This is a genomic window from Amycolatopsis sp. VC5-11, from assembly GCF_037034185.1.
GTDB lineage: Bacteria > Actinomycetota > Actinomycetes > Mycobacteriales > Pseudonocardiaceae > Amycolatopsis > Amycolatopsis nivea.
In genome coordinates this window covers 270,153-291,546 of record NZ_JBAGKF010000002.1, presented here as the reverse complement: position 1 = coordinate 291,546, position 21,394 = coordinate 270,153, and the positions used below count along the sequence as shown (strand labels likewise).

At 69.8% G+C, this 21,394-nt stretch carries 19 protein-coding genes; 7 read left to right on the top strand and 12 right to left on the bottom strand.

Annotation, left to right across the window (positions count from 1 at the left end):
- Positions 1-210: 210 nt before the first annotated feature.
- The 5 genes from hpf to mtrA form a co-directional block, all read right to left on the bottom strand.
- On the bottom strand, positions 211-894 hold the full coding sequence (gene hpf, locus WA670_RS08675; protein WP_037816576.1) for a ribosome hibernation-promoting factor, HPF/YfiA family: 684 nt from the start codon (positions 892-894) through the stop codon (positions 211-213).
- A 1,089-nt stretch (positions 895-1,983) separates the two neighbouring features.
- Positions 1,984-2,499, bottom strand: a complete 516-nt coding sequence (locus WA670_RS08670; RefSeq protein WP_336157357.1) for a ComF family protein — start codon at positions 2,497-2,499, stop codon at positions 1,984-1,986.
- A 191-nt stretch (positions 2,500-2,690) separates the two neighbouring features.
- Positions 2,691-4,448 (bottom strand): LpqB family beta-propeller domain-containing protein, encoded by a 1,758-nt coding sequence (locus WA670_RS08665; RefSeq protein ID WP_037816578.1) that lies wholly within the window; start codon positions 4,446-4,448, stop codon positions 2,691-2,693.
- Positions 4,445-6,175, bottom strand: coding sequence for an MtrAB system histidine kinase MtrB (mtrB, locus tag WA670_RS08660; protein WP_336157354.1), 1,731 nt, complete (start codon positions 6,173-6,175; stop codon positions 4,445-4,447). The genes WA670_RS08665 and mtrB overlap by 4 nt, the downstream gene beginning before the upstream one ends.
- Before the next feature lie 7 nt (positions 6,176-6,182).
- Positions 6,183-6,860 carry an MtrAB system response regulator MtrA gene (mtrA, locus tag WA670_RS08655; protein WP_037355684.1) on the bottom strand — a complete coding sequence of 226 codons (678 nt, stop codon included), beginning with the start codon at positions 6,858-6,860 and terminating at the stop codon, positions 6,183-6,185.
- Between the two features lie 173 nt (positions 6,861-7,033).
- Between mtrA and WA670_RS08650 the strand changes: the two genes are divergently transcribed.
- From WA670_RS08650 to solA, 3 genes are all read left to right on the top strand, one after another.
- A complete protein-coding gene (locus WA670_RS08650; protein ID WP_037816581.1) occupies positions 7,034-7,819 on the top strand; it encodes an IclR family transcriptional regulator in 786 nt (261 codons plus the stop codon).
- Between the two features lie 183 nt (positions 7,820-8,002).
- Positions 8,003-10,240, top strand: a complete 2,238-nt coding sequence (locus WA670_RS08645) for an FAD-dependent oxidoreductase (RefSeq protein ID WP_336157350.1) — start codon at positions 8,003-8,005, stop codon at positions 10,238-10,240.
- Positions 10,237-11,361: an N-methyl-L-tryptophan oxidase gene (gene solA, locus WA670_RS08640; protein ID WP_336157349.1), complete on the top strand. Its 1,125-nt coding sequence runs from the start codon at positions 10,237-10,239 to the stop codon at positions 11,359-11,361. The genes WA670_RS08645 and solA overlap by 4 nt, the downstream gene beginning before the upstream one ends.
- On the opposite strand, the gene WA670_RS08635 is transcribed toward solA, so the two are convergent.
- Complete coding sequence (locus WA670_RS08635; protein ID WP_336157348.1) at positions 11,351-12,253, bottom strand: SDR family oxidoreductase; 903 nt, start codon at positions 12,251-12,253, stop codon at positions 11,351-11,353. The two genes, solA and WA670_RS08635, sit on opposite strands and share 11 nt — an antisense overlap.
- An 84-nt stretch (positions 12,254-12,337) precedes the next feature.
- On the opposite strand from WA670_RS08635, the gene WA670_RS08630 reads away from it, so the two are divergent.
- Positions 12,338-12,910 (top strand): TetR/AcrR family transcriptional regulator, encoded by a 573-nt coding sequence (locus WA670_RS08630; protein ID WP_336157347.1) that lies wholly within the window; start codon positions 12,338-12,340, stop codon positions 12,908-12,910.
- On the opposite strand, the gene WA670_RS08625 is transcribed toward WA670_RS08630, so the two are convergent.
- On the bottom strand, positions 12,907-13,548 hold the full coding sequence (locus WA670_RS08625; protein ID WP_037816588.1) for a dTMP kinase: 642 nt from the start codon (positions 13,546-13,548) through the stop codon (positions 12,907-12,909). The genes WA670_RS08630 and WA670_RS08625 overlap by 4 nt on opposite strands.
- 26 nt (positions 13,549-13,574) lie before the next feature.
- Positions 13,575-13,823, bottom strand: coding sequence for a hypothetical protein (locus tag WA670_RS08620; protein ID WP_205670142.1), 249 nt, complete (start codon positions 13,821-13,823; stop codon positions 13,575-13,577).
- 366 nt (positions 13,824-14,189) lie between these two features.
- Between WA670_RS08620 and WA670_RS08615 the strand changes: the two genes are divergently transcribed.
- A complete protein-coding gene (locus WA670_RS08615) occupies positions 14,190-15,152 on the top strand; it encodes a hypothetical protein (RefSeq protein ID WP_240014178.1) in 963 nt (320 codons plus the stop codon).
- Between the two features lie 3 nt (positions 15,153-15,155).
- On the opposite strand, the gene WA670_RS08610 is transcribed toward WA670_RS08615, so the two are convergent.
- Positions 15,156-15,620, bottom strand: coding sequence for a YbaK/EbsC family protein (locus tag WA670_RS08610; RefSeq protein WP_336157343.1), 465 nt, complete (start codon positions 15,618-15,620; stop codon positions 15,156-15,158).
- A 47-nt stretch (positions 15,621-15,667) separates the two neighbouring features.
- Here WA670_RS08610 and WA670_RS08605 point away from each other — a divergent pair, with 47 nt between their 5' ends.
- Positions 15,668-16,210, top strand: a complete 543-nt coding sequence (locus WA670_RS08605; protein WP_336157342.1) for a helix-turn-helix domain-containing protein — start codon at positions 15,668-15,670, stop codon at positions 16,208-16,210.
- Here the strand turns inward: WA670_RS08605 and WA670_RS08600 are convergent.
- From WA670_RS08600 to ahcY, 3 genes are all read right to left on the bottom strand, one after another.
- Positions 16,207-16,653, bottom strand: coding sequence for a type II toxin-antitoxin system VapC family toxin (locus WA670_RS08600; protein ID WP_037816602.1), 447 nt, complete (start codon positions 16,651-16,653; stop codon positions 16,207-16,209). The genes WA670_RS08605 and WA670_RS08600 overlap by 4 nt on opposite strands.
- On the bottom strand, positions 16,647-16,934 hold the full coding sequence (locus tag WA670_RS08595; protein WP_037816605.1) for a FitA-like ribbon-helix-helix domain-containing protein: 288 nt from the start codon (positions 16,932-16,934) through the stop codon (positions 16,647-16,649). The genes WA670_RS08600 and WA670_RS08595 overlap by 7 nt, the downstream gene beginning before the upstream one ends.
- A 101-nt stretch (positions 16,935-17,035) precedes the next feature.
- Positions 17,036-18,508, bottom strand: coding sequence for an adenosylhomocysteinase (ahcY, locus tag WA670_RS08590; protein ID WP_037816606.1), 1,473 nt, complete (start codon positions 18,506-18,508; stop codon positions 17,036-17,038).
- Positions 18,509-18,636: 128 nt separating this feature from the next.
- Here ahcY and WA670_RS08585 point away from each other — a divergent pair, with 128 nt between their 5' ends.
- Positions 18,637-20,874 carry a hypothetical protein gene (locus WA670_RS08585; protein WP_336157678.1) on the top strand — a complete coding sequence of 746 codons (2,238 nt, stop codon included), beginning with the start codon at positions 18,637-18,639 and terminating at the stop codon, positions 20,872-20,874.
- Positions 20,875-21,394: the final 520 nt, after the last annotated feature.

Genomic DNA, 21,394 nt, shown 5'->3' with positions numbered 1-21,394 from the left:
AAATCGCCACGGCTGGCGCCCGTGTGCGCCGCCGCCGTCTCCCCCATCGTAGGGAACGCGGCCTGGTCCGCGCACGCACGTCGTCGCAGAAGGTCACGGAAGGTTTGCACAGGTCCCGACGAAGGTCGTGCCGCGGGTCGTGCTCCGGGCACGCGGACGGCCCGCACGCGTTCGCGTGCGGGCCGCCGGTGCGGTTTGTCCCTGGCTGGATCAGCCCAGCCGGATCACGCCGTAGTCGAAGCCCTTTCGCCGGTAGACGACACTCGGCCGGCCGGCCTCGGAGTCGTTGAACAGGTAGAAGTCGTGGCCGACCAGCTCCATCTCGTAGAGAGCCTGGTCCACCGTCATGGGATCCGCGTCGTGTTGCTTCTCGCGGACGACGCGGCCGGGCTGATGGCCCAGGTCCTCGTCTTCCCAGCGCCCCTGCCGGGGAATGTCGCCCGCACTCGTCGCCGCGAAACCGTTCACCATGGGTTCGGTCGCGTCGGGTGCGTCCAGGACGGCCGTGCCCATGGCGGGCCCGGCGACGGCATCGGATCCGCCGACCATCGAGGTCGCCTCGGCGACCGACTCCGGACGGCTGCGTCCGTAATGCACGCGCCTGCGGTCGTGTGTCCGCCGGAGCCGGTTTTCCAGCTTGGTGACGGCGGAGTCGAGCGCTGCGTAGAAGTCGGCTGCGCTCGCTTCGGCGCGAACAGCCGGACCGCGGCCCTTCCCGGTGATCTCGACGCGCTGGCAGCTCTTGGCCTGCCTGCGGTTGGGCTCGTGGAAGAGCTCCACGTCGTAGCGGATGACCTTCTTGTCGTAGCGCTCAAGGCGGGCCAGCTTTTCGCTGACAAGCGCCCGGTAATGCTCGGGCACCTCCACGTTGCGGCCCTTAACGACGATGTCCATACACGACCTCCCTCGCTGAGGAAACTGCGAGCTGTTGTGTTCTCACGGCACCGGTACTGAACGGCTACTGCACGGGTTCGGCGGGCTGATAAAGAATTCGCGACCGGATCACGACGTCTCGTGGCGGTAGCGCGAACGCGGACTCAGCGGGCCGCCGGCGCCAGGGACATGGGCTGCACACCTCCCTGCCTGCGGGTATTGCTGATAGCGGAGCACGTTAGCTTCATCACGCCGTCCGCAACAGCCCCCGAGCCGGGGGATGTCACGATCCGGGAACTCGTCACGGGGCGCAGTGAATCATGCGTGCGCAGCCCGGAACCGCCGCTCGGAAGGCCGAGCGCGCGTGCCCAAGTTTCACGCGGACGGCTCAACAGAGCGGCACCTCGGACGCCGAGGGTGACCGGCCCCTGCAGCACAGCCGCCACCTCGGTGGACTGCCCCGTCGCGGGGGTGATTCCGGCCTCGACCCTCATGCCCCGACAACGGGCGACGAGGACAGGAGGTTCCCTCTTGACATCACTCGTGTAGGTGACACCTGGCGGTAGTGGGCATGCGAACGCGAGTTGCCTCCCCGGCGAGAAAGCGGACGGACGTTTTCGGGCGGACGGTTTTTGGAATCGTTCCGTTTTGGCCGGACACGGAGTGGAGGATCGGTTTCCGCGTAACCGGATTTCGGTTTCCGAGCTCGCCGAACTAGGGCGCGCGGCGGATTCGCGGGCGGCCAGGGGTGCTCGGGTTCCCGATTCGCGCACGGCCAAGGCGCATCCGGGTGCCGGATCCGCGCACGGCTAGAGCACGCCCGGGTTCCCGATCCGCGCACGGTCAACGCGCGTCCGGGTTCCGGATCCGCGCACGGCCAAGGCGCATCCGGGTCCCCGATCCGCGCACGGCCAGAGCACGCTCAGGTTCCCGATCCGCGCACGGCCAAGGCGCATCCGGGTCCCCGATCCGCGCACGGCCAGAGCACGCTCAGGTTCCCGATCCGCGCACGGCCAAGGCGCATCCGGGTGCCGGATTCGCCCACGGCCAAGGCACATCCGGGTTCCGGAAGTGGGGCAGACCGCCTTTCAACGTGGGACAAGCTCCCTTTCAGACTGTCGCCAGCAGGGCCAGCACCGCCACCACCGGCACGCCCGCGTTTTTCAACGCCGTGACGCATGCGGCGGACGTGACGCCTGTGGTGATCACGTCGTCCACCACCACGACCCGCGTGCCCGGCGGTGGACGCCCTGCCGCGGCGAATCGCAGCCGTCCCTCCAGATTGGCCGTCCGTTCCGCCCTGCTCAGCCCGACCGCGTCCCGGCCGCCCTTCAGCACCAGGGCAGGCGCGACATACGCTCCCGTCAGCCGAGCGGCTTCCGAGGCGATTCGCTGGACGTGCGGACCGCCGCGCACCCGCGAAGCGATCCGGCGGCTCGGCGCTGGAACCAGGCACCACGGACTGGCGCGAGGACCGCCGGAAGGCAACGCCGTCAGCCCAGCCGCCAGTACCCGGCCCAAAAACGGGGCAACGTCCCGACGGCAGCGTTCCTTGCAGGCGATCAAGATCCGCCTGGCGGCACCCGTGTAGCGAGCCAAGGCGTAAGCCGGGACCAGCGCTGCCAAAGGCGCGCGGAATACCGCAGTGGGGGACCCCCACGTCGTGGAGCATCCGGCGCACACGGGCGCGCCGCGGGTTTCACAGCCTGCGCAGTAGGTCGGCAGGAGCAGGTTCAAAAGCAGTCTCAGCAACATGACTCCGAGTGTGCACCCGACCACCGACAGTTTTCGGCCGCGCGAGCACCGGAGTCCGGAAATCACCCCGGATAGAACGGATCCGCGTTCTGCATCGAGTGCGCCTGCGGCCGCCACACCTCGCCGAGCTCGGTCGCCGTCCACAGGCCCCCGGCGTCCGCGACCACGATCGGCTGGCTCGGGGCGGACGCGACCGCCCGCACCGGCGCGGTCAGGTTGGAACTGTTGTAAGCGTCCATCCGCCGTCCGTCGATCGACAGCCGCTGGACCGGCTGCGAGGGCGAGGACGTCGCGGCAACCAGGGTGTCCGGCGTCGAGCCCCAGTCCACGTCCAGCACGTCGGTCAGCACGCCGGGCTGCAGCACCCGCGGCTCGCGCAAGGTGACCGTGTCGCCACTGCGCACCACCGACGCCACGACCAGCTGGCCGTTCACCGTCGCGGCCACGCGGGCACCGTCCCGGGAAAGCCGCAGGACGCCGATCGACCCCAGCGCCAGCAGGTCGTTCGCGTTGACGCTCTGGCGCAGCCAGTGGCCGTTCGGGTCGAGGACCATCCGCGCGATGATCGAATGGTCGACGACCGTCCATACCTCGTTCGACGGCCCGGCCCCGGCCTGCGCCGGACGCCAGGTCGGACGGCTCAGCGAACCGCCGCCGAGGTCGACCGTCGGCAGGTCGCGGCCGAGGTCGCCGATGCGCAGCCGCACGCGGTCGCCGTCCTGCTCGACCACCGCGAGGCGTTTGCCGTCGATCGACTCGGCCGCGCTCACCACCGGGTACGCGCCGTTGCCCACCGCGCCCGGGATCGGCGCGCCGTCGCTGAGCGACCGGACCCGGCCGCCGACCGTCATCAGCCCGTTCGGCGATGAGGAAGCGTTGTACGAGGGCAAATCGGTGCTGCGCCAGTATTCGTGACCGGCAACGAGCGGCGCGCCGTCGGCGAGCAGCCGGATCCGCGTGGACGTGACCGTCTGCATCGACAGCACGATCTGCGCGGCGATCAGCGACCGCGTGTCCGCGCCGACGCCGGTGAGTCCGCTCAGCTGCACGGTCAGCGAGCCGTCGTCGTTGTTCTTCACGTTGTTCTCGAGCGACACCCCGTCGCCGAACAGGTTTTTCACCGCGCCGGTGAGCCCGGCGGACGGGCCCTGGAGGATCAGGTCCATCACCCGTCCCGGCATGCCCGACTGCGGTTTCGCCGGGACGTAGCGCAGATCAGGCGCGAAGGATCCGGAGTCGGGCGAGTAGAAGCTCACCACGACCGGGTTGTAGTTGCCGTCGAACTCGTCGTCGGTCACCAGCAGCACCGGCGGGGGCGGGCTGGAGATCCGCCATTGCCCGTCGGCCTGCTTGCGCACCTGGAAGGTCTGCTCGGCGGGACCGCTGCCGGGGATGAACGCGGAATCCGCGCTCAGCGTGCCGAGCACCGAACCGCGCACGGTGACCGTGCGGACGTTCGGGTCCGGTGCGGTCGACGACGGAGTGGGCGTCGTGGTGGCGCCGGTGCTGGCCGTCGGGTCGTAGACCGTGCTGAAGGTCTTGTCGATGATCGTGAACGAGCGGTTCGGCCGCCACGCGCCGCGCTGTTTGTCGTCGAGGAACGCCCGCGAGGCCGCGTTGCCCGACCGCGGATCGGCGTTGGCCTTGATGAACAGCCGCACGATGTCGAGCGGTTCGGCGTTGGCCGGCGGTTCCGGCGCGTTGTTGGCCTGCTGGGGCGCCTTTTCGACCGACACCACGACCGGCAGCGATTCCTGCGGAACGTTCGCGCAGCTCACGAGCACCAGTGCGCAGGCGAGAAGGACGAGCACTCGCCTCACTGACCGACCTCCTCCCGGTCCGGCGCCGGATCGGCGAGGATCGCCTCCGGCGCGGGATGCAGTTCGGCGACCGACGACGGCGACAGCGTGATCTCCGAAACGGCGTCCGGCGGCGGCAGCACCAGCGGGCTGTCCGCGATCGGCACGCCTTGCCTGCGCGGCACCACGAGCCGGAAGCACGCGCCGTGTCCCGGCTCGCCCCACGCGTCGAGGACGCCGCCGTGCAGCCGCGCGTCCTCCTGGCTGATCGCGAGGCCGAGCCCGGTGCCGCCGGTGCGCCGGTTGCGCGACGGGTCGGCGCGCCAGAACCGGTTGAACACCAGGTCGGCCTCCCCCGCCCGCAGGCCGACACCGTAGTCCCGGACGGTGATCGCGACCGCGGTGTCGTTCACCGCGACCGTGAGCACCACCGGTTTGCCCTCGCTGTGGTCGACGGCGTTGGCCAGCAGATTGCGCAGGATCCGTTCGATGCGCCGCGCGTCCACCTCGGCGGAGGTGTCCTCGTCCGGCAGCACCAGTTCGACCGCGCTGCCCGCGGTCCCGGCGAGCACCCGCACCTGCTCGACCGCGCGCGTCGCGATCGGCCGCACGTCGATGTACTCCGCCGACAGCTCCTCGACGCCCGCGTCGAGCCTGCTGATCTCCAGCAGGTCGCCGAGCAGCGCCTCGAACCGGTCGAGCTCGTCGACCAGCAGTTCGGTCGAGCGGGCGAGGCCCGGCGGGAACTGCTCGCGGGATGCGTGCAGCACGTCGGCGGCCATCCGCACGGTGGTCAGCGGGGTGCGCAGCTCGTGCGACACGTCGGAGGTGAACCGGCGCTGCAGCCCGCCGAATTCCTCGAGCTGGCGGATCTGGTTCTGGATGCTGGCCGCCATGCTGTTGTAGGACACCGCGAGTTTGGCGAGGTCGTCCTCGCCCACGACGGCGAGCCGCTGGTCGAGGTCGCCGCCGGCGAACTGCTCGGCCGCCGCGACGGCTTGCCTGACCGGCCGCACCACCTGCCGGACCACCAGGTTCGTGATGCCGGCGAGCAACAGCAGCAGCACGATCCCGGCGACGAACAACGTGTTCTGCACCGTCGACACGGTGGTCTGCTCGCTGGTGAGCGGGAACAGCAAGTACAGCTGCAGCGGACTGGCCGCGGTCGACAGCGGAGTGCCGACGATCAGGTAAGTGGTCCGGACGCCGTTCTCGTCGACAGTGTGCTCAAGCCGGGCGAGATGGTCGGCCTCGACGAACTGGCGCAGCCGCTCCGGCACCGCGGGGAACGGCCCGACGTACACCGGGTCGGCGTCCGACTGGCCGCGGCCGACGCTGGCCAGCACCGGCTCGAAGGTGCCCGCGGTGGAACCCGCGCGCGACGAGGACGTGGTCGAGATCTTCTTGAGCGCGTTCTGCAGGCGCGTGTGCAGCGCCTCCGGGGACTCGCCGCCGATCCCGACCAGTTCGCGCGTGGCGGTGTCGGCCAGCGCCTGGGTCTGCTCGATCGCGGCGCGGCGTTTGGTGTCCAGCAGCCGTTCGGTGATCTGGTTCTGCAGGACCATGCCCAGCACGAACACCACGGCCGAGGACAGCGCCAGCGTCGAGATCGTGACGCGGAACTGCAGCGAGTGCTTCCACAGCTCGTTGAACGCCACCGCGCGGCGGCGTGCGAAAACCACGACCCGGGCCGAAAGCCGAGCCGTGGCGCGGGCGGCGGCGCGGAGCCGCCCCGCGAAACCGGTCATCGCACAATCACGGCGGGCCGGCCTTGTACCCGACCCCGCGCACCGTCAGCACCACCTCAGGGTGCTCCGGATCCTTCTCCACCTTCGAGCGAAGGCGCTGGACGTGCACGTTCACCAGCCGGGTGTCGGCCGCGTGCCGGTAGCCCCACACCTGTTCGAGCAGCACCTCGCGGGTGAACACCTGGCGCGGCTTGCGGGCCAGCGCCACGAGCAGATCGAACTCGAGCGGCGTCAGCGGGATCGCCTTGCCGTCGCGGGTGACCTCGTGTCCGGGAACGTCGATCGCGAGATCGCCGATGGTGAGCGATTCGGCGGGCTCGGCCTCGGTGCGGCGCATCCGGGCGCGCACGCGGGCGACAAGCTCCTTCGGCTTGAACGGCTTGACCACGTAGTCGTCGGCGCCGGACTCGAGCCCGAGCACGATGTCCACGGTGTCGCTCTTCGCGGTGAGCATGACGATCGGCACGCCGGACTCGGCGCGGATCGCTTTGCACACGTCGATGCCGTTCATGCCGGGCAGCATGAGATCGAGCAGGACCAGGTCCGGTTTCAGCTCCCGCAGCGCGGGAAGCGCGCGCGAACCGTCCGCGACCACCGCGGTGTCGAACCCTTCGCCGCGCAGGACGATGGTGAGCATCTCCGCCAGCGCCGGGTCGTCGTCGACCACCAAGACACGTGCCTTCATGACCACATGTTCGCACTACCTCCCGCACCCGTGCGCACGACCCGCGCGTTTGACCACCGGAAAGATCAAGATCACCGACCCGGTTGGGCCATCCGGACGCCTCGGGCGCCCGGCCGCGGCCGGATTCGCCCGCTCAGCCGAACAGATCGCAGCCGAGCGGTTACTGTTGCGCTATGCGGAACCAGGACTCGGGAAACGCAACGGGAAGCGCGGTGCAGTCCGTCGACCGGGCGATCACCGTCCTGGAGCTGCTGGCTCGCAACGGCGAAACGGGCATCACCGAGATCGCGGGCGAGCTGGGCGTGCACAAGTCCACCGCGTCCCGGCTGCTGAGCGTGCTGGAGGCGCACGGGCTGGTCGAGCAGCTGGGCGAACGCGGCAAGTACGCGATCGGGTTCGGCGTCGTCCGGCTGGCGGGCGCCGCGACCGGCCGGATGGACCTGGCGAAGCTCGGCAGGCAGACCTGCCAGTCGCTCGCCGAGGAACTGGGCGAGACGGTCAACATCGCGATCGCCGACGACGGCGTCGCGATCAACATCAGCCAGGCGCGCGGGTCGGCGGCGATCACCACGCAGAACTGGACCGGGCAGCGCACGCCGCTGCACGCCACGTCCAGCGGCAAGGTCCTGCTCGCCGCGATGGACGACGCCGAGCGCAAGCGGATGCTCGCGCACGAATTAGAGCAGTACACACCGCGCACCACGGTCGACCGGGACGAGCTGGCGGCCGAACTGGACCGCGTCGCGGAGGACGGCTACGCGGCCTCGTTCGAGGAGCTGGAACTGGGCATGCACGCGGTCGCGGTGCCGGTGCGCGGCCCCGGCGGCGAGGTCGTCGCGGCGATGAGCGCGTCCGGTCCGTCCTACCGGCTGTCCAAACAGCGGATCCGGCAGATCGTCGCGCCGATGGCGGAAGCGGCCCGGGAGCTTTCCGCTCAGCTCGGCTACTTTTCCGCGTGAGCGCGGCCGCCGCGGCGGCTCTCTTGACAGCACGCCCGCGATCCCGCAATTTGTGAGTTGCAGCAGACGGAACATCGATCTCCATCCGCAACGCGTCCGTTCCCCGGCGGGGGCGTTCCGGCATGCCTGTCTCGTCCCGAGCCGGGCCGTCCGCGACGGCCGGCAGGCAGGAGGTACCTCGCGATGGCAGTGCGACCGCGGGTGGTTGTGCTCGGCGCCGGACTCCTCGGCTGCGCGGTCGCCGACGAGCTGACCGGACGCGGCTGGACCGACGTCACCGTCCTCGAACCGGAACCGGCGCTCGCCTCGGCCGGACCGGGACTGCTCTTCCGCACGCACGCCGACCGCACGGCGTCCGAGTTCGCCAAGTACACCGCGGAGAAGTACAGCGGGCTGACCGTCGACGGCGGCTGGTGTTTCCAGCCGGTCGGGAGCCTGGAGCTCGCGACCACGCCCGAGCAGCTTTCCCGGCTGCGGCAACGGCTTGGCTGGGCGACGTCGTCCGGCGTGCGCGGCTACCTGCGCGAACCGGGCGAATGCGCGCAGCTGCACCCGCTGCTCGACTCCGCGAAAGTGTTCGGCGGCCTGCACATTCCCGGCGACGGGCTGGTCAAACCGATCCGCGCGGCGCTCGCCCAGGCCCGCCGCGCGAAGGAGCGGGGCGCGAAATTCCTTACTGGGCAAGAGATTGTCGAGATCATGCGCACGGCGGGCCGGGTGACCGCCGTGGCGACCGCGACCGATCGGTTCCGCGCCGACGTGGTCATCTCCTGCGCCGGAGTACGCGCGCCACAGTTCGGCCGGCTGGTCGACCTCGCCGTGCCGGTGGTGCCGATCGCCGTCGAGCACGCGCGGACCACGCCGTTGGCGCAGCTCGCCGGGGACAACGACCACTTCACCGAGGCTGACAAACCGATCCTGCGCGGAGCCGGGCTGTCGCTGCGCGAGCACGTCGACCGGCTGGGCATCAGCGCACTGGGTCCGGTCGAGGCCGACGCCGAGTTCGCTCCGGCGGGCTTCGAGGAGTCGTGGACGGCCGCGCTCGGACTAGTGCCCGCGCTCGCCGATGCGAAGGTCGAGGAGGGCGTCCGGCAGCTGGTCCCGGGCACGCCGGATGGGTTGCCGCTGTTGGGCGAACATCCGGAGCTCGACGGGTTCTGGGTCGCCGAAGCGGTGGACTGCGCGTGGTCCGCCGGGGTCGCGCGGGAGCTGACGCGCTGGCTGATCGAGGGGCAAGCGCACCTTGACCTGCACTCCGTCGACCTCGCCCGGTTCGATCGGCTGCAGCTCGCGCCCGGCCGGGTGCGGGAGCGGAGCCTGAGGGCGGCGGGCCATCAGCGACCGGCGACGGAACTGGCGCGGACCACGCCCTGTTACGAGCGCGAAGTCGCGCTGGGCGCGGAGTTCCGCGAGGTGGACGGCTGGGCGCGGCCGCAGCGGTACTCGTCCGGCAGCCGCGCGGAAGCAGTCGCGGCCCGGAGCCGGGTGGCGTTGTTCGACCTGACCCCGCGGCGACGGCTGGAGATCACCGGCCGCGGCGCGCTGCCGTTCCTGCAGACGATGACCACGAACCAGCTCGACCGGCCGCCCGGTTCGGTCACCAGCACGTTGCTGCTCGGCGAAGACGGCGGGATCCGCAGCGATCTGACGGTCGCCCGGCTAGGCGTCGAGCGGTTCCACGTCGCCGCGCACCATCATCGGGACGTCGCCTGGCTGCGCCGTCATCTGCCCGGCGACGGCTCGGTTCAGCTGCGCGAAACCACCGGCGGTACCTGCTGCCTCGGCTTGTGGGGACCGCTCGCCGAACAGGTGCTGCCCGAACTGTCCACATCGGACTCGCGCGCGTGGCGGACGTACGTCGGCGACGTGCCGGTGACCGTGCTGCGCGGGTCTGACGTGGGCGAACCCGGCTGGGAGCTGCACACCGGCGCGGATCTCGGGCGGGCGCTGTGGGACGCGGTCTGGTCAGCCGGGCAGCCGTACGGGATCGTCGCGGCCGGAGAGGACGCGCTGCGCAGCCTCCGGATGGAGGAGGGCCACCGGAACTGCGGCGTCGACGTGACCACCGAGCACGATCCGTACGAGGCGGGTCTCGGGTTCGCGGTGCGGATGGACAAGGGCTACTTCCTCGGCCGGGACACGCTTCTCCACCGTTCTCCCGCGACGGTACGGCGGAAACTGGCGTGTTTGACCGTCGACGACTCGCGCTCGGTGCTGCAAGGCCGGGAGCCGGTGTACGTCGACGGCCGTCCGGCGGGCTACGTCACGAGCGGCGCGTACGGCTACACCATCGACAAAAACCTCGCCTACGCCTGGCTTCCCGTCGAGGACGCCAGGCCGCGGACGCCGGTGGAAATCGAGTACTTCGGGAAACGGCTCGCGGCGAAGGTGGCCGCGGAACCGTTGAGGAGCAGTGAATGACGCACTACGACGTGATCGTGATCGGCCTCGGCGGAATGGGCAGCGCTGCCGCCTACCGACTGGCGCAGCGGGGCCAGAAGGTGCTCGGGATCGACCAGTTCGCGCCAGTGCACAACCTCGGTTCGAGCCACGGCGGCTCGCGGATCACGCGGCAGGCGTACCTCGAAGGTCCGGATTACGTACCGCTGCTGCTGCGCGCGCATGAGATGTGGGACGAACTCGAACGCGACTCCGGACGGTCGCTGTTCACCCGCTGCGGCGCGGTGATGGGCGGACCGCCGGAGTCTCGCACGATCGCGGGCAGCACGCTTTCCGCGGAGAAGTTCGACATCCCGCACGAAATCCTGGACGCCGCCGAGATCCGGCGCCGGTTCCCCACCATCACCCCGGCCGACGACGAGGTGGCGCTGTGGGAACCAGGCGCCGGTTTCGTATCGCCCGAAGGAAGCGTTGCCGCACACCTGCAACTCGCCGCGCGCCACGGTGCCGAATTGCACCACGAGGAGCAGGTGTTCACGTGGACCACCAAGGAAACCGGGGTGCGCGTCGGCGCCGCTTCGAGCTACTACACCGCCGAGCGGCTCGTGCTGTGCCCTGGCGCTTGGGCACCCGTGCTGCTCGCGGACCTAGGCGTCGATTTCGAGGTGCGCCGCCAGGTCCAGTACTGGTTCGAACCGGCCGACGTGCGGCCGTTCACCGATCATCCCGTCTATCTTTGGGAAACCGCCGAAGGCGGCCAGTTCTACGGTTTTCCCGCGCACACCACGCAAGGCGTCAAAGTCGCCGTGCACCTTGGCGGCACGCCGTGCACCGCCGACACGATCGACCGGCGGATCCACGACGACGAGGTGCGCGCGGTCGCGGACGTCGTCGGCTCCCGGATCCCGACGCTCCCGGCGACCTTCCGCCGCGCGGCGACCTGCCTCTACACGAACACCCCGGACGAGCATTTCGTGATCGCCCCGCACCCGCGGCATCCGCGCGTGGTCGTGGCGTCCGGGTTTTCCGGGCACGGCTTCAAATTCGTGCCGGTGGTCGGGGAAATCCTCGCCGACCTGGTGGTGGACGGCGAGACGCGGCACCCGATCTCGCTGTTCGATCCGGCGAGGTTCACGCCGTAGCGAAGTAGTGCTCTCCGGCGAGATCTTCAAGCAGGCCAGGGTGTTCCGGCTTCCAGTCGAGGAGTTCACGCGTGCGCGCGGCGGACGTCGGCGCGTCCGACTGCACCATCGGCACCAGGAACGCGAAGTGCGCCGCGGCTTCCTCCGGCGCGATGGACTTCACCGGAACCCCGAGCCGCGCGCCGATCGTCTCGGCGATCTGCCGGAGCGAGATGGCTTCGTCGCCGACGGCGTGCAGCATCGTCCCGGCCGGAGCCTCCTCCAGAGCCAGCCGGTAGAGCCGGGCCGCGTCGAGCGTGTGCCCGGCGGACCAGCGGTTGGTGCCCTCGCCGACGTACGGCGAAACCCCGGCCGCGCGAGCGAAGCGGATCATGGTCGGGACGAAGCCGTGCTTGTCGAGCGAACTGTGCACCGACGGCGGCAGCCGCACGACTGACGACCGGACACCGCGGTCAGCGAGCCCGAGCACGTAGTTCTCCGCGTCCACGCGCGGGCCGCCGGGGAGCCGGTCGTCCTCGGTGCCAGCGCGGCCGAGCCCGGCGAACATCAGGGTTCCGGAGGTCGATACCAGTGGCTTGCCGGTGCCGGCGAGAGTCTCGCCGAGCGCTTTCAGCGCGGACAGATCCGCCTCGACCGCCGCGCCGAACTCGCCGCTGGCCATCAGGTCGTGCTTGAACGCCAAGTGCACGACGCCGTCCGCCTCGGCCACCGCTTCGCGCAGGCCGTCGAGATCGTCGAGGTCGCCGCGTCGCACCTGCGCGCCGCGTTCGGCGAGCGCCGCGGCAGAGGCGTCCGACCGGGCGAGCCCGACTACCTCGTGTCCGGCCGAGAGCAGTTCGGGAACGAGGGCCGAGCCGACGTGGCCGCTGGCCCCGGTGACGAAAACCCGCATGAGCTGTCCTTTCCCCGTTGATGACACCTAGTGCCATCACCGTACGCCTGATGTCATCCGGTGTCATCACCTAGACTGGACGGCATGGGCCGCTGGGAACCGAACGCACGCCAACGCCTGGAGCGGGCCGCGCTCGACCTGTTCACCGAACGCGGCTACGACCAGACCACGGTCGCCGAAATCGCCGAACGCGCCGGGCTCACGAAACGGACCTTCTTCCGCCATTTCGCCGACAAGCGAGAGGTGCTGTTCGGCGGACAGGAGGAGCTGACCCGGCTGTTCTCCGAGGGCATTGCCGGGACGCCAGCGGGCGCGACGCCGTTCGAAGCGGTCGGCGGGGCATTGGATGCCGCAGCGGCGGTTTTCACCGGCGAGCGGCTGGCTCAGGCCCGGGCGAGGCAGCCGGTCGTGGCGGCGAACAGCGAGCTGCTCGAACGCGAATTGCTCAAGCGCACCAAGATGGTCCAGGCCATGCACGACGCACTCGCGGCACGCGGAATCAGCGAGCCGACCGCACGCGTCGCGGCGGAACTGGGCTGCCTCGCGTTCGGGACGGCGTTCCACCGCTGGGTCGAGGCAGGGAACCGGCGGGAGTTCGGGGCGCTGGCCGACGAAGTGCTCAGCGAATTGCGCAAGGCGACCGCGGCGCTGGGTTAAGCGAGCAGAGACTTCGCCAGCATCGGCAGATCAACGCCCGCCACGCCGTCCAGCACATGCCACGGCGCGAGCCACGAAGCCGCCGCCAGTTCGTCGTACACCGCGGCGCAACGCTGCTGCAGCGAATCGTCCGACTCGAACGCGTCCCGCGCCCGCGCCGCGTCCGACTCCGCCCGGCGGACTGCCCGCTCGGCGGCGACCTCCGGGCTCACCCGCAGCAGCAGATGCGCGTCCGGCCGGGGCAACCCGAACCGCGTGACCTCGAGGTCCCAAACCCACTGCACCACAGCGCCATCCGCGTGCTCGCGCAGGCGCGCGGCGGCGTACGCGGCGTTTGAGGCGACGTAACGATCCAGCAGGACGACGTCGTTGGCCGCGAGCAGCGCGCGGATCTCGTCGGCCGCACCGCTGCGATCGAGGGCGTAGAGCAACGCCATTCCGTACACCGAGTCGGCGAGGTCGCCGTGCCCGCGATGCAGCGCTTCCCGCACCAGATCGGCGTGCACGCTGCGGCCGTAACGCGGGAAGGCGAGGCTGCCGACGCTCGCGCCCGCCTCTTGCAGCGCAGCAGTCAGCCCCTCGGACAGCGTCCGCTTGCCCGCGCCGTCCAGACCTTCGATCACGACCAGTCGCCCCACGCCGTCGAAGATACTTGGTGGCGTGCTCAGGCCGTCTCTCGGCGGGCGCGGGCGTAGCCGAGGTAGCCGACCGGCACCGCGACCAGCAGCCCGGCGAGGCAGAGCAGCGGGATCCAGTCGTCGCCGTGCGGCTGCGCCGGCGTGCTCTGGCCGCCGTCCCGCTGCACCACCTCGCTGCGCGGTGCGGCCGTAAGGTGGGCGTTGCCGGTGTCAGCGGGCTGCGCCGCGCCCGCGCCCGGAGCCGACACCGGCAACGCCAGGCCCGTGAACGCCACGAGGAGCAGCAAGCGTCCGACGTGCCTTCGGCAAGTGGTCGAGGACCGCCGGACCCGCCCGGCAGTGCTCCCCACGTGATTCGGTTTCCCCAGACCCATGACGCACCTCCCGCCTAGACGTGGCCAGTGGTGGTCACAACGGTGAACCGGTCGATCACTCCGAGCAAGATGCCTGTCCGGCGACGAGGGTGTTCCGGGTCCGCGGTGGAACACGGAACGGTTACCCTTCCGTGGCCAAGCACACCAAACGGGGGCCGGACCCGTTACCGCGCGCTGCTAACGTGAACGTTCCGCGGCATTCACGCCCAGCGCACGGGCGGCGTTGAAGGGACAGCGGTGGCACGAGACGGGGATGGCCCACTGATCATGGAACCTGGCCGGCGCGGCGCGGGTGAACTGCCGCCCGAGCTCGGCGAAGCACTGCGATCCGGTGAATTCCACCAGGCGCTGCGGCTCGCGATCGCGCATCGCGGCCTGTCGCTCGCCCGGCTGCGGGCGCATCTCGCGCTCCGCGGCGTCCACATCGGACAGTCGACGCTGAGCTACTGGCAGCGCGGGCTGCGCCAGCCCGAGGTGCCGAAGGCGCTGCCCGCGGTCCGCGCGCTGGAGTCGGTGCTGCAGTTGCCCGCGGACTCGCTCGTGGTGCTGATCGGCCCGCGCACGGCGCGCCCGCGCGGGCACCAGGCCGCGGCGTCGTTCCACGACCTGCGCTCGGGCGAGATGGGCGCGATCGTCGAGCAGCTGATGAGCGACCTCGGCGCGGCGCCAGCGTCCCGGCAGTCGAACTCCGACCTGGAGATGCTGTCGGTGCACGACCAGATCACCATCGACGAACAGAAACATCAGGTGAAATTCCGGACCCGGCTGGTCACCCGCGCGCGGCGGCACGGACCGGACCGGTACGTGGCGGTCTACAACGGCGACCCCGGCTGCCGGATCGACGACGTCGAGCTGATCACCGCGGAAGGCTGCCGCGTCGGGCGGATCCGCAGGCATCCGGCGCGCGAGACGATGGCGACGGAGCTGCTTTTCGACCGGAAGCTCGCCGAGGGCGAGATCCACGTTTTCTGCTTCGAAATCCACGACAATTCCGCCGTGACGTTCCCCGGGTACTACCGGATGCTGCGCGACCAATGCGCGAGCTATCTGCTGCAACTGCAGTTCGCGCCCACCGCGATGCCCGCCCGGATCACCCGGGAGGTCCGCGCCCGCGACGACGCGCTGCCGGTCGAGGCGGAGGAATTGCCGTGCGACACCGGCGGCGTGACGAGCGGGTATTTCCGCGACACCGGACCAGGGCTGGCCGGCATCGCGGTGGAATGGAACTGAGCTTTATCCGTCCACCCGCTGCGGCGTGCCCTTGGTGATCCGCACCAGTTCGTCGAACGTCGTCGGGAAGACGGCGTTCGGCGTACCGGCCGCTGCCCACACCTCGGTGTACTGGCGCAACGCCTCGTCGACCACTGTCTCCAGCGGACCCGGATGCCCGACCGGCGACACCCCGCCGATCACCTGCCCGGTAGCCGCGCGCACCTCGTCCGGCTTGGCCCGACGGATCCGGCCGCGCTCAAGCCGCGCGGCGAGCGCCTCGGTGTCCACGCGGTGCGCGCCACTGGTCAAGACCAGCAGCGGGGCGTCGTCGGCCATGAAGACCAGGCTGTTCGCGATCGCGCCGACCGGACAGCCCAGCGCGTCCGCCGCCTCGGCCGCCGTCCGCGTGGACTGCGGGAGAGTCCGCGCCCTGCCTTCGACGCCCGCCTCGTCGAGCGCGTCCTGCACGTTTTGCACTGCCGACATCTGCACACCTCCAGCTGTTCTGTAAACAGAACACTAGACTAGGCCCAATGTCGACGTCACCCGCCCCGGACGGCCGCGCCCTCGCCGCAGCGGTCGGTACCCGCATCCGAACGCTCCGCACCCGCGCGGGCGTCGGCCTGACCACGCTCGCCGCCGACAGCGGTCTCGGCAAGGGAACGCTGTCGGAGTTGGAGAACGGCCGCCGAAACCCGACGCTGGACACGCTGTTCGCCATCGCCACCGCACTGTCGATCCCGCTGAGCGACTTGCTCTTCGGCGACGACGGGGTGGCCGAGGCACATGGCGACAGCGTGGCGGCGACACTGCTCGGCCGATGGGAGGATTCGGACGGCGTGACCGAGGTGTACCGGCTCACGATCCATGCGCGGGTTCAGGTGTCGCATCCGCACAGCCCGGGGGTGCGGGAGGTTTTGACGGTATTGACCGGGACGGCTGAAGTGGGGCCGGTTGACGCGCCGGTGACGGTTTCCGCGGCGGGGACGCATACGTTTATCGCGGAGACGGACCATGTTTATCGAGGAATCGGCGGACCGGCTACTGCGGTGCTGACGATGCGGTATCCGCGTTAGCGGACGAGGAGGCCATTGGCCTTTGCCGCATCAGCCTGCCGCGCGTCACAAGTAACCACAGTGACGGGTTCACCGCCAGTGAGGTCGGCGGTTTCCCGCATCACGACCGCGAGATGAAGCGCATCAAGCGTGCGAAGAGAATAGTTCTCGACGACCAATCGCTGCGCGGCGGGAAAAACACGCGCAGGCCGGAACGGAATCACACCCAACGTCGAAGAACGACTCATCGCGTCGAACTGGTCGAGAAACTCCCGCGCATCCGGGATGCGCCCGGACCGCTTGGCCGCCGCCATCGCGCTCGCGAACTCGATCCGGGTCAGCTCACTGGTGAGAACCCGGTTCCGGCCGCTCGCAAGCAGGTCGCGCAACTCGGCGTGCTCGGGCTCATCAGCGAAGAACACCCGCACGACCGCGCTCGTATCGGCGTAATAGACAGTCACCATTCACCCCGCGACCAGTCGAGCGCCTCGCTGACCGACGCACCCCATCCAGCCGAACGCCGCTCCAGTTCGTCGAGGCCAACCGGCTCCCGCTCAGACTCGAAAGCGATCAGCTTGCCCTCCGCGAGCAGCCGGGCTTTCCACGCCTCCGGCGTCTCTTCCCTGTTGAGCGCGTTGCTGAGCACTTCGGTGACCAGGTCGTTCATGCTGCGCCCCTCAGCCTCGGCCCTGGCCTTCAGCCGAGCGTGCAGCTCGTCGTCGACGCGAGTGATCAATTGCTTCACCGCACCATGATAACACGTAACCCATTAGAGTTATCACGTGTTCTCAGATGCAGACAAAAGCCGCCCCGAAACGCATTCCAGGGCGGCTTTAGCGTCAGCAATCAGTAACGATAGTGCTCAGACTTGAACGGACCCTCGACATCCACGTCGATGTATTCCGCCTGTTCCTTCGACAGCTTCGTCAGCTCACCGCCGAGCGCTTCGAGGTGAATCCGGGCGACCTTTTCGTCCAGCTTCTTCGGGAGGCGGTAGACCTCCTTGTCGTACTCCTCGGTCTTGGTGAAGAGTTCGACCTGCGCGATGACCTGGTTCGCGAAGCTGTTCGACATCACGAAGCTCGGGTGCCCGGTCGCGTTGCCCAGGTTCAGCAGCCGTCCCTCGGACAGCACGAGGATGCTCTTGCCGTCCGGGAAGACCCACTCGTCGACCTGCGGCTTGATGTTCACGCGCCGCACACCGGGGTAACGAGCGAGACCCGCCATGTCGAGTTCGTTGTCGAAGTGGCCGATGTTGCCGACGATCGCCTGGTGCTTCATCCGCGCCATGTGCTCGACCATCACCACGTTCTTGTTGCCCGTGGTGGTGACGTAGATGTCACCCTCGTCCAGCACCGTTTCCAGGCGCTTGACCTCGTAGCCGTCCATCATCGCCTGCAGCGCGCAGATCGGGTCGATCTCGGTGATGATCACGCGGGCGCCCTGGCCGCGCAGCGATTCCGCCGCGCCCTTGCCGACGTCGCCGTAACCGCAGACCACCGCGACCTTGCCGCCGATCAGGACGTCGGTGCCGCGGTTGATGCCGTCGATCAGCGAGTGGCGGATGCCATAGCGGTTGTCGAACTTCGACTTCGTCACCGAGTCGTTGACGTTGATCGCCGGGAACAGCAGTTCGCCCGCGGCCGCCAGCTGGTACAGCCGCAGCACGCCGGTGGTGGTCTCCTCGGTGACGCCCTTGACGCTCTGCCCGATGGCGGTCCACTTGCCCTTGTCCGCCGCGACCGACGCGCGGAGCAGCTCCAGGAAGACCTTCCACTCCTCGGGGTCCTCGTCGTCGGCGGGCGGGACCACGCCTGCCTTCTCGTACTCGGTGCCCTTGTGGACCAGCATGGTGGCGTCGCCGCCGTCGTCGAGGATCATGTTCGGGCCTTCGCCCTCCCACGTGAGCATCCGCTCAGTGCACCACCAGTATTCCTCGAGCGTTTCGCCCTTCCACGCGAACACCGGGACGCCCTTGGGCTCCTCGGGCGTGCCGTGCGGTCCGACGACGACCGCGGCCGCGGCGTGGTCCTGGGTGGAGAAAATGTTGCACGAGGCCCAGCGCACCTCCGCGCCGAGCGCCACCAGCGTCTCGATCAGCACCGCGGTCTGCACGGTCATGTGCAGCGACCCGGCGATCCGCGCCCCGCGCAGCGGGTAGACCTCAGCGTATTCGCGACGCAGCGCCATCAGGCCGGGCATCTCGTGCTCGGCGAGCCGGATCTCCTTCCGGCCGAACTCCGCGGCCTCGAGATCGGCGACGGCGAATTCGAGGCCGCCCCGGGTGTCGTGCCGCTTGACAACGCTTTCGGGGGTCATAGTGCGGTTCCTCCAAGGTTTGATGGCACCTGAACAGTACCGTTGTCGGCTCGACCCTGACTCGAACGGATGAGGAGAGAACCACCGTGCCCGCCCCGCTCCCCGGCCCTGACACCCGCATCGTCGAAATGAGGGTGTCCGGACTCGTGGGCACGAGCGGCGAGACGCTCCTCGACACGGTCCAGACCGTCGACGTCGCCGGCGACGAACTCGGCCGCGTGGTGCGCCCGGCCGACCGGCTGCGGCGCCCGGCTCCCGGTCCGGTGGTGCCCGCGCTCGGCCGGTCGATCCCGCGCACCGTCGAAGGCTACCTGTGGAGCGGCATGACGTCCGGCGGCGTCGCGAAGGCCGCCTGGGCGCTGCTGTTCCCGTTCTCGCTGGCGAACGTCGCGTTCTGGATGCTGCCGCCGGTCCACCGCGGCCGCTGGCTCGGCGGCGTGTGCCGCGGCCTGCTGCGGATCGCCGCGGTGCTGCTCACCATGCTGCTGGTCAGCCAGGTCGCGGCGGCGGTGCTGGACCTCGTCGCGACGCAATGCCTGGCACCCGGACGCGCCTGCCTCACCTGGGTGACCCCCGAACTGCGCAAGGGACCGCTGCGGATCGGCGTCGGGGTCGCCGTGCTCCTCGCACTGGTCTACGCCCTGCACCGGATCTCGTCGACGAACTGGCGAGTCCGCCCGCCCGGTCCTCCCGTCCGCCAGGGCGTCCCGATGCGGTTGCGCGCCGATCCGGAAGCGCCCGGAATGTCCGCGACACACGCGGTCGCCGCACTAGCCTGCATCTCCTTGCTTCTGCTGGGCGGACCCTTCCACGTGCCCACGAAAATCCCGCAGTTGATCGCGTGGATCTGCACCCTCGCGCTGGTCCTCGCGGTTCTGCTCGGAGGCGCGATCGGCAGCGACACCGGCACCATCGCGCGCCGGAGCTTGATCACCTTCGCGACGCTGCTGGTCATCTTCGCCACCGTGCTGGCCGCCCCCGTCGACAACCGGTTGCCCGGCGTCGACAACACCGTCGAAGGACTCGGCGGCGCCCTGCTCGTCGTCACCCTGCTGTTCGCACTCGCGCTGATCCCGTCCGCGCTGCTGGCCCGCTCCGCCTGGCGCGACCGCCCACGCCGGCTCCGTCCGTGGCTCGGCGGCTGGGCAGCAGCCCCGGTACTCGCACTCGCCGGCCTCCTCGGTGGCGGTTTCGGCGCCGGACTGGCAATCGCCATCCGAAAACTGCTCCGCGCGGAGAAACTGGCCCTGCCCACGACGTACGACCTGGTCACCGTCCTGTGGGGCGGCGGTCTAGGCCTGATGGCCCTGCTCGCCATCGCCGGGTACGCCATCGCCGTCCCGCTGCGCCGCCGCCGACGCGGCATCCCGCCCATCGTCGAACTGATGGAACACGACGAACAACAAGAACAAGACGCCGCCCGAGCCTGGGCCCGCTCGGCTTGGGAACGCCGCCACCTGCACCACCTGGCCGTGATCGTCGCGCTGGGCCTCTGCGTCGGCGCGATCGCACTGCTGGTCGTGCGGTTCGGTTTCAACCTGCAGCCAGGCTGGTTCACCACCGTGTCGGCGATCGGCGTATTCGCCCTAGGCGCGCTGGCCGCCGGCCTGCTGCGAGTGGTCTACTCCGCCGCTCGCTCCCCCCAACGAAGCCGCCACCTGGGCGCACTGGCGGACCTGGTCTCGTTCTGGCCGCGCGCCGCCCACCCCGGCGTACCCCCTTGCTACGCGCTGAAGGTCGTCCCCGAACTGGCGGCACGAGTCAAGGAACACCTCGCCGAGCCAGGCACGCGAGTCGTCCTGTCCGGCCTGAACCTGGGCAGCATCCTCACCGTGCTCACGGCAGCTCAACTCAGCGCCGAACTCCCCCCGAACGAACGCGACCGAGTCGGCCTCCTCACCGCGGGCTCCCCCTTGCAGTGGGGCTACCAGCGCGCCTTCCCCGCCGTCCTGCCGCAGGATTCGCTCGCCGACTTGTTCTCGTCACTGGACGGCCGCTGGCGCGCACTGTGCCGAGGCACCGACATCTTCGGCGGCGGCGTAACGACCTGGCGCCACCAAACGAGCAACGGCCACCTGCTGGGCGAGGGCTACCTCCCGGACGGCAAATGGGGCGCCCTGGAAACCACCCCAGACGACGCAGGAGTCCTCATCCTCGGCGGCGACCATTGGGTCCCCGACCCCCTGCGAGCCCCCGACGGCCGCAGCCGATGGGCCCCCGGAGTCCTGAAACACACCGAGTACCTGGCCGACCCAGAGTGGGACAACGCCGTAGCGATGGCCGCAGGCCTAGGCCGCCCCAACGGCCGCGCCCGCACACTAGGCGAACAAGGCTCCCTCTTCGGCGACCTGCCCCGCCCCCGCTAGCCCCCCGTTGTCCTGAGGGCCACCCTCACAGCCGCTGATTCCCCCAGGGTTCCCCTCACGACCTTTTCGCGTGCGTGAGGGCCACCCTGAGGGAACCTGATTCCCTGAGGGTTCCCCTCACGACCCGCTCACGACCCAAGCGAGTTCCGTGAGGGACCCCTTCACGGACCTGGATTCCCTCAAGGAGCCCTTCACGGCCCACCCCCGCCAGCCGCGGCCGCCGGGGTGCTGGCCCCAATGCCACATTCGTTGCGTCCCACGCACCGAACGCCACATTGGGTGCGTCAGATGCACCCAATGCCACATTGGGGCGCAAGCCCCACCCCGAACGAAACCGCCGCCGATGCACCCAACGATCGAGGCACCCAGCCCCAAACCGCAACCGATGCACCCACCCATCGAGGCACCCACACCACCCCCGCACCCCGATACGAAGCCAAAAATGCGGGCGGCGGGTGTTTGTCAAGGCATCTTTCCCGCCTTGACAAACACCCGCCGCCCGTCATCACAATCAGCTTCG

What these genes read in the sequence shown, in the direction of transcription:
- hpf (WP_037816576.1), bottom strand. Translation starts at nt 894, where the DNA reads ATGGACATCGTCGTTAAGGGCCGCAACGTGGAGGTGCCCGAGCATTAC.
- mtrB (WP_336157354.1), bottom strand. Translation starts at nt 6,175, where the DNA reads ATGACCGGTTTCGCGGGGCGGCTCCGCGCCGCCGCCCGCGCCACGGCT.
- mtrA (WP_037355684.1), bottom strand. Translation starts at nt 6,860, where the DNA reads ATGAAGGCACGTGTCTTGGTGGTCGACGACGACCCGGCGCTGGCGGAG.
- WA670_RS08650 (WP_037816581.1), top strand. Translation starts at nt 7,034, where the DNA reads ATGCGGAACCAGGACTCGGGAAACGCAACGGGAAGCGCGGTGCAGTCC.
- WA670_RS08645 (WP_336157350.1), top strand. Translation starts at nt 8,003, where the DNA reads ATGGCAGTGCGACCGCGGGTGGTTGTGCTCGGCGCCGGACTCCTCGGC.
- solA (WP_336157349.1), top strand. Translation starts at nt 10,237, where the DNA reads ATGACGCACTACGACGTGATCGTGATCGGCCTCGGCGGAATGGGCAGC.
- WA670_RS08635 (WP_336157348.1), bottom strand. Translation starts at nt 12,253, where the DNA reads ATGCGGGTTTTCGTCACCGGGGCCAGCGGCCACGTCGGCTCGGCCCTC.
- WA670_RS08630 (WP_336157347.1), top strand. Translation starts at nt 12,338, where the DNA reads ATGGGCCGCTGGGAACCGAACGCACGCCAACGCCTGGAGCGGGCCGCG.
- WA670_RS08615 (WP_240014178.1), top strand. Translation starts at nt 14,190, where the DNA reads ATGGAACCTGGCCGGCGCGGCGCGGGTGAACTGCCGCCCGAGCTCGGC.
- WA670_RS08610 (WP_336157343.1), bottom strand. Translation starts at nt 15,620, where the DNA reads ATGTCGGCAGTGCAAAACGTGCAGGACGCGCTCGACGAGGCGGGCGTC.
- WA670_RS08605 (WP_336157342.1), top strand. Translation starts at nt 15,668, where the DNA reads ATGTCGACGTCACCCGCCCCGGACGGCCGCGCCCTCGCCGCAGCGGTC.
- WA670_RS08600 (WP_037816602.1), bottom strand. Translation starts at nt 16,653, where the DNA reads ATGGTGACTGTCTATTACGCCGATACGAGCGCGGTCGTGCGGGTGTTC.
- ahcY (WP_037816606.1), bottom strand. Translation starts at nt 18,508, where the DNA reads ATGACCCCCGAAAGCGTTGTCAAGCGGCACGACACCCGGGGCGGCCTC.
- WA670_RS08585 (WP_336157678.1), top strand. Translation starts at nt 18,637, where the DNA reads ATGAGGGTGTCCGGACTCGTGGGCACGAGCGGCGAGACGCTCCTCGAC.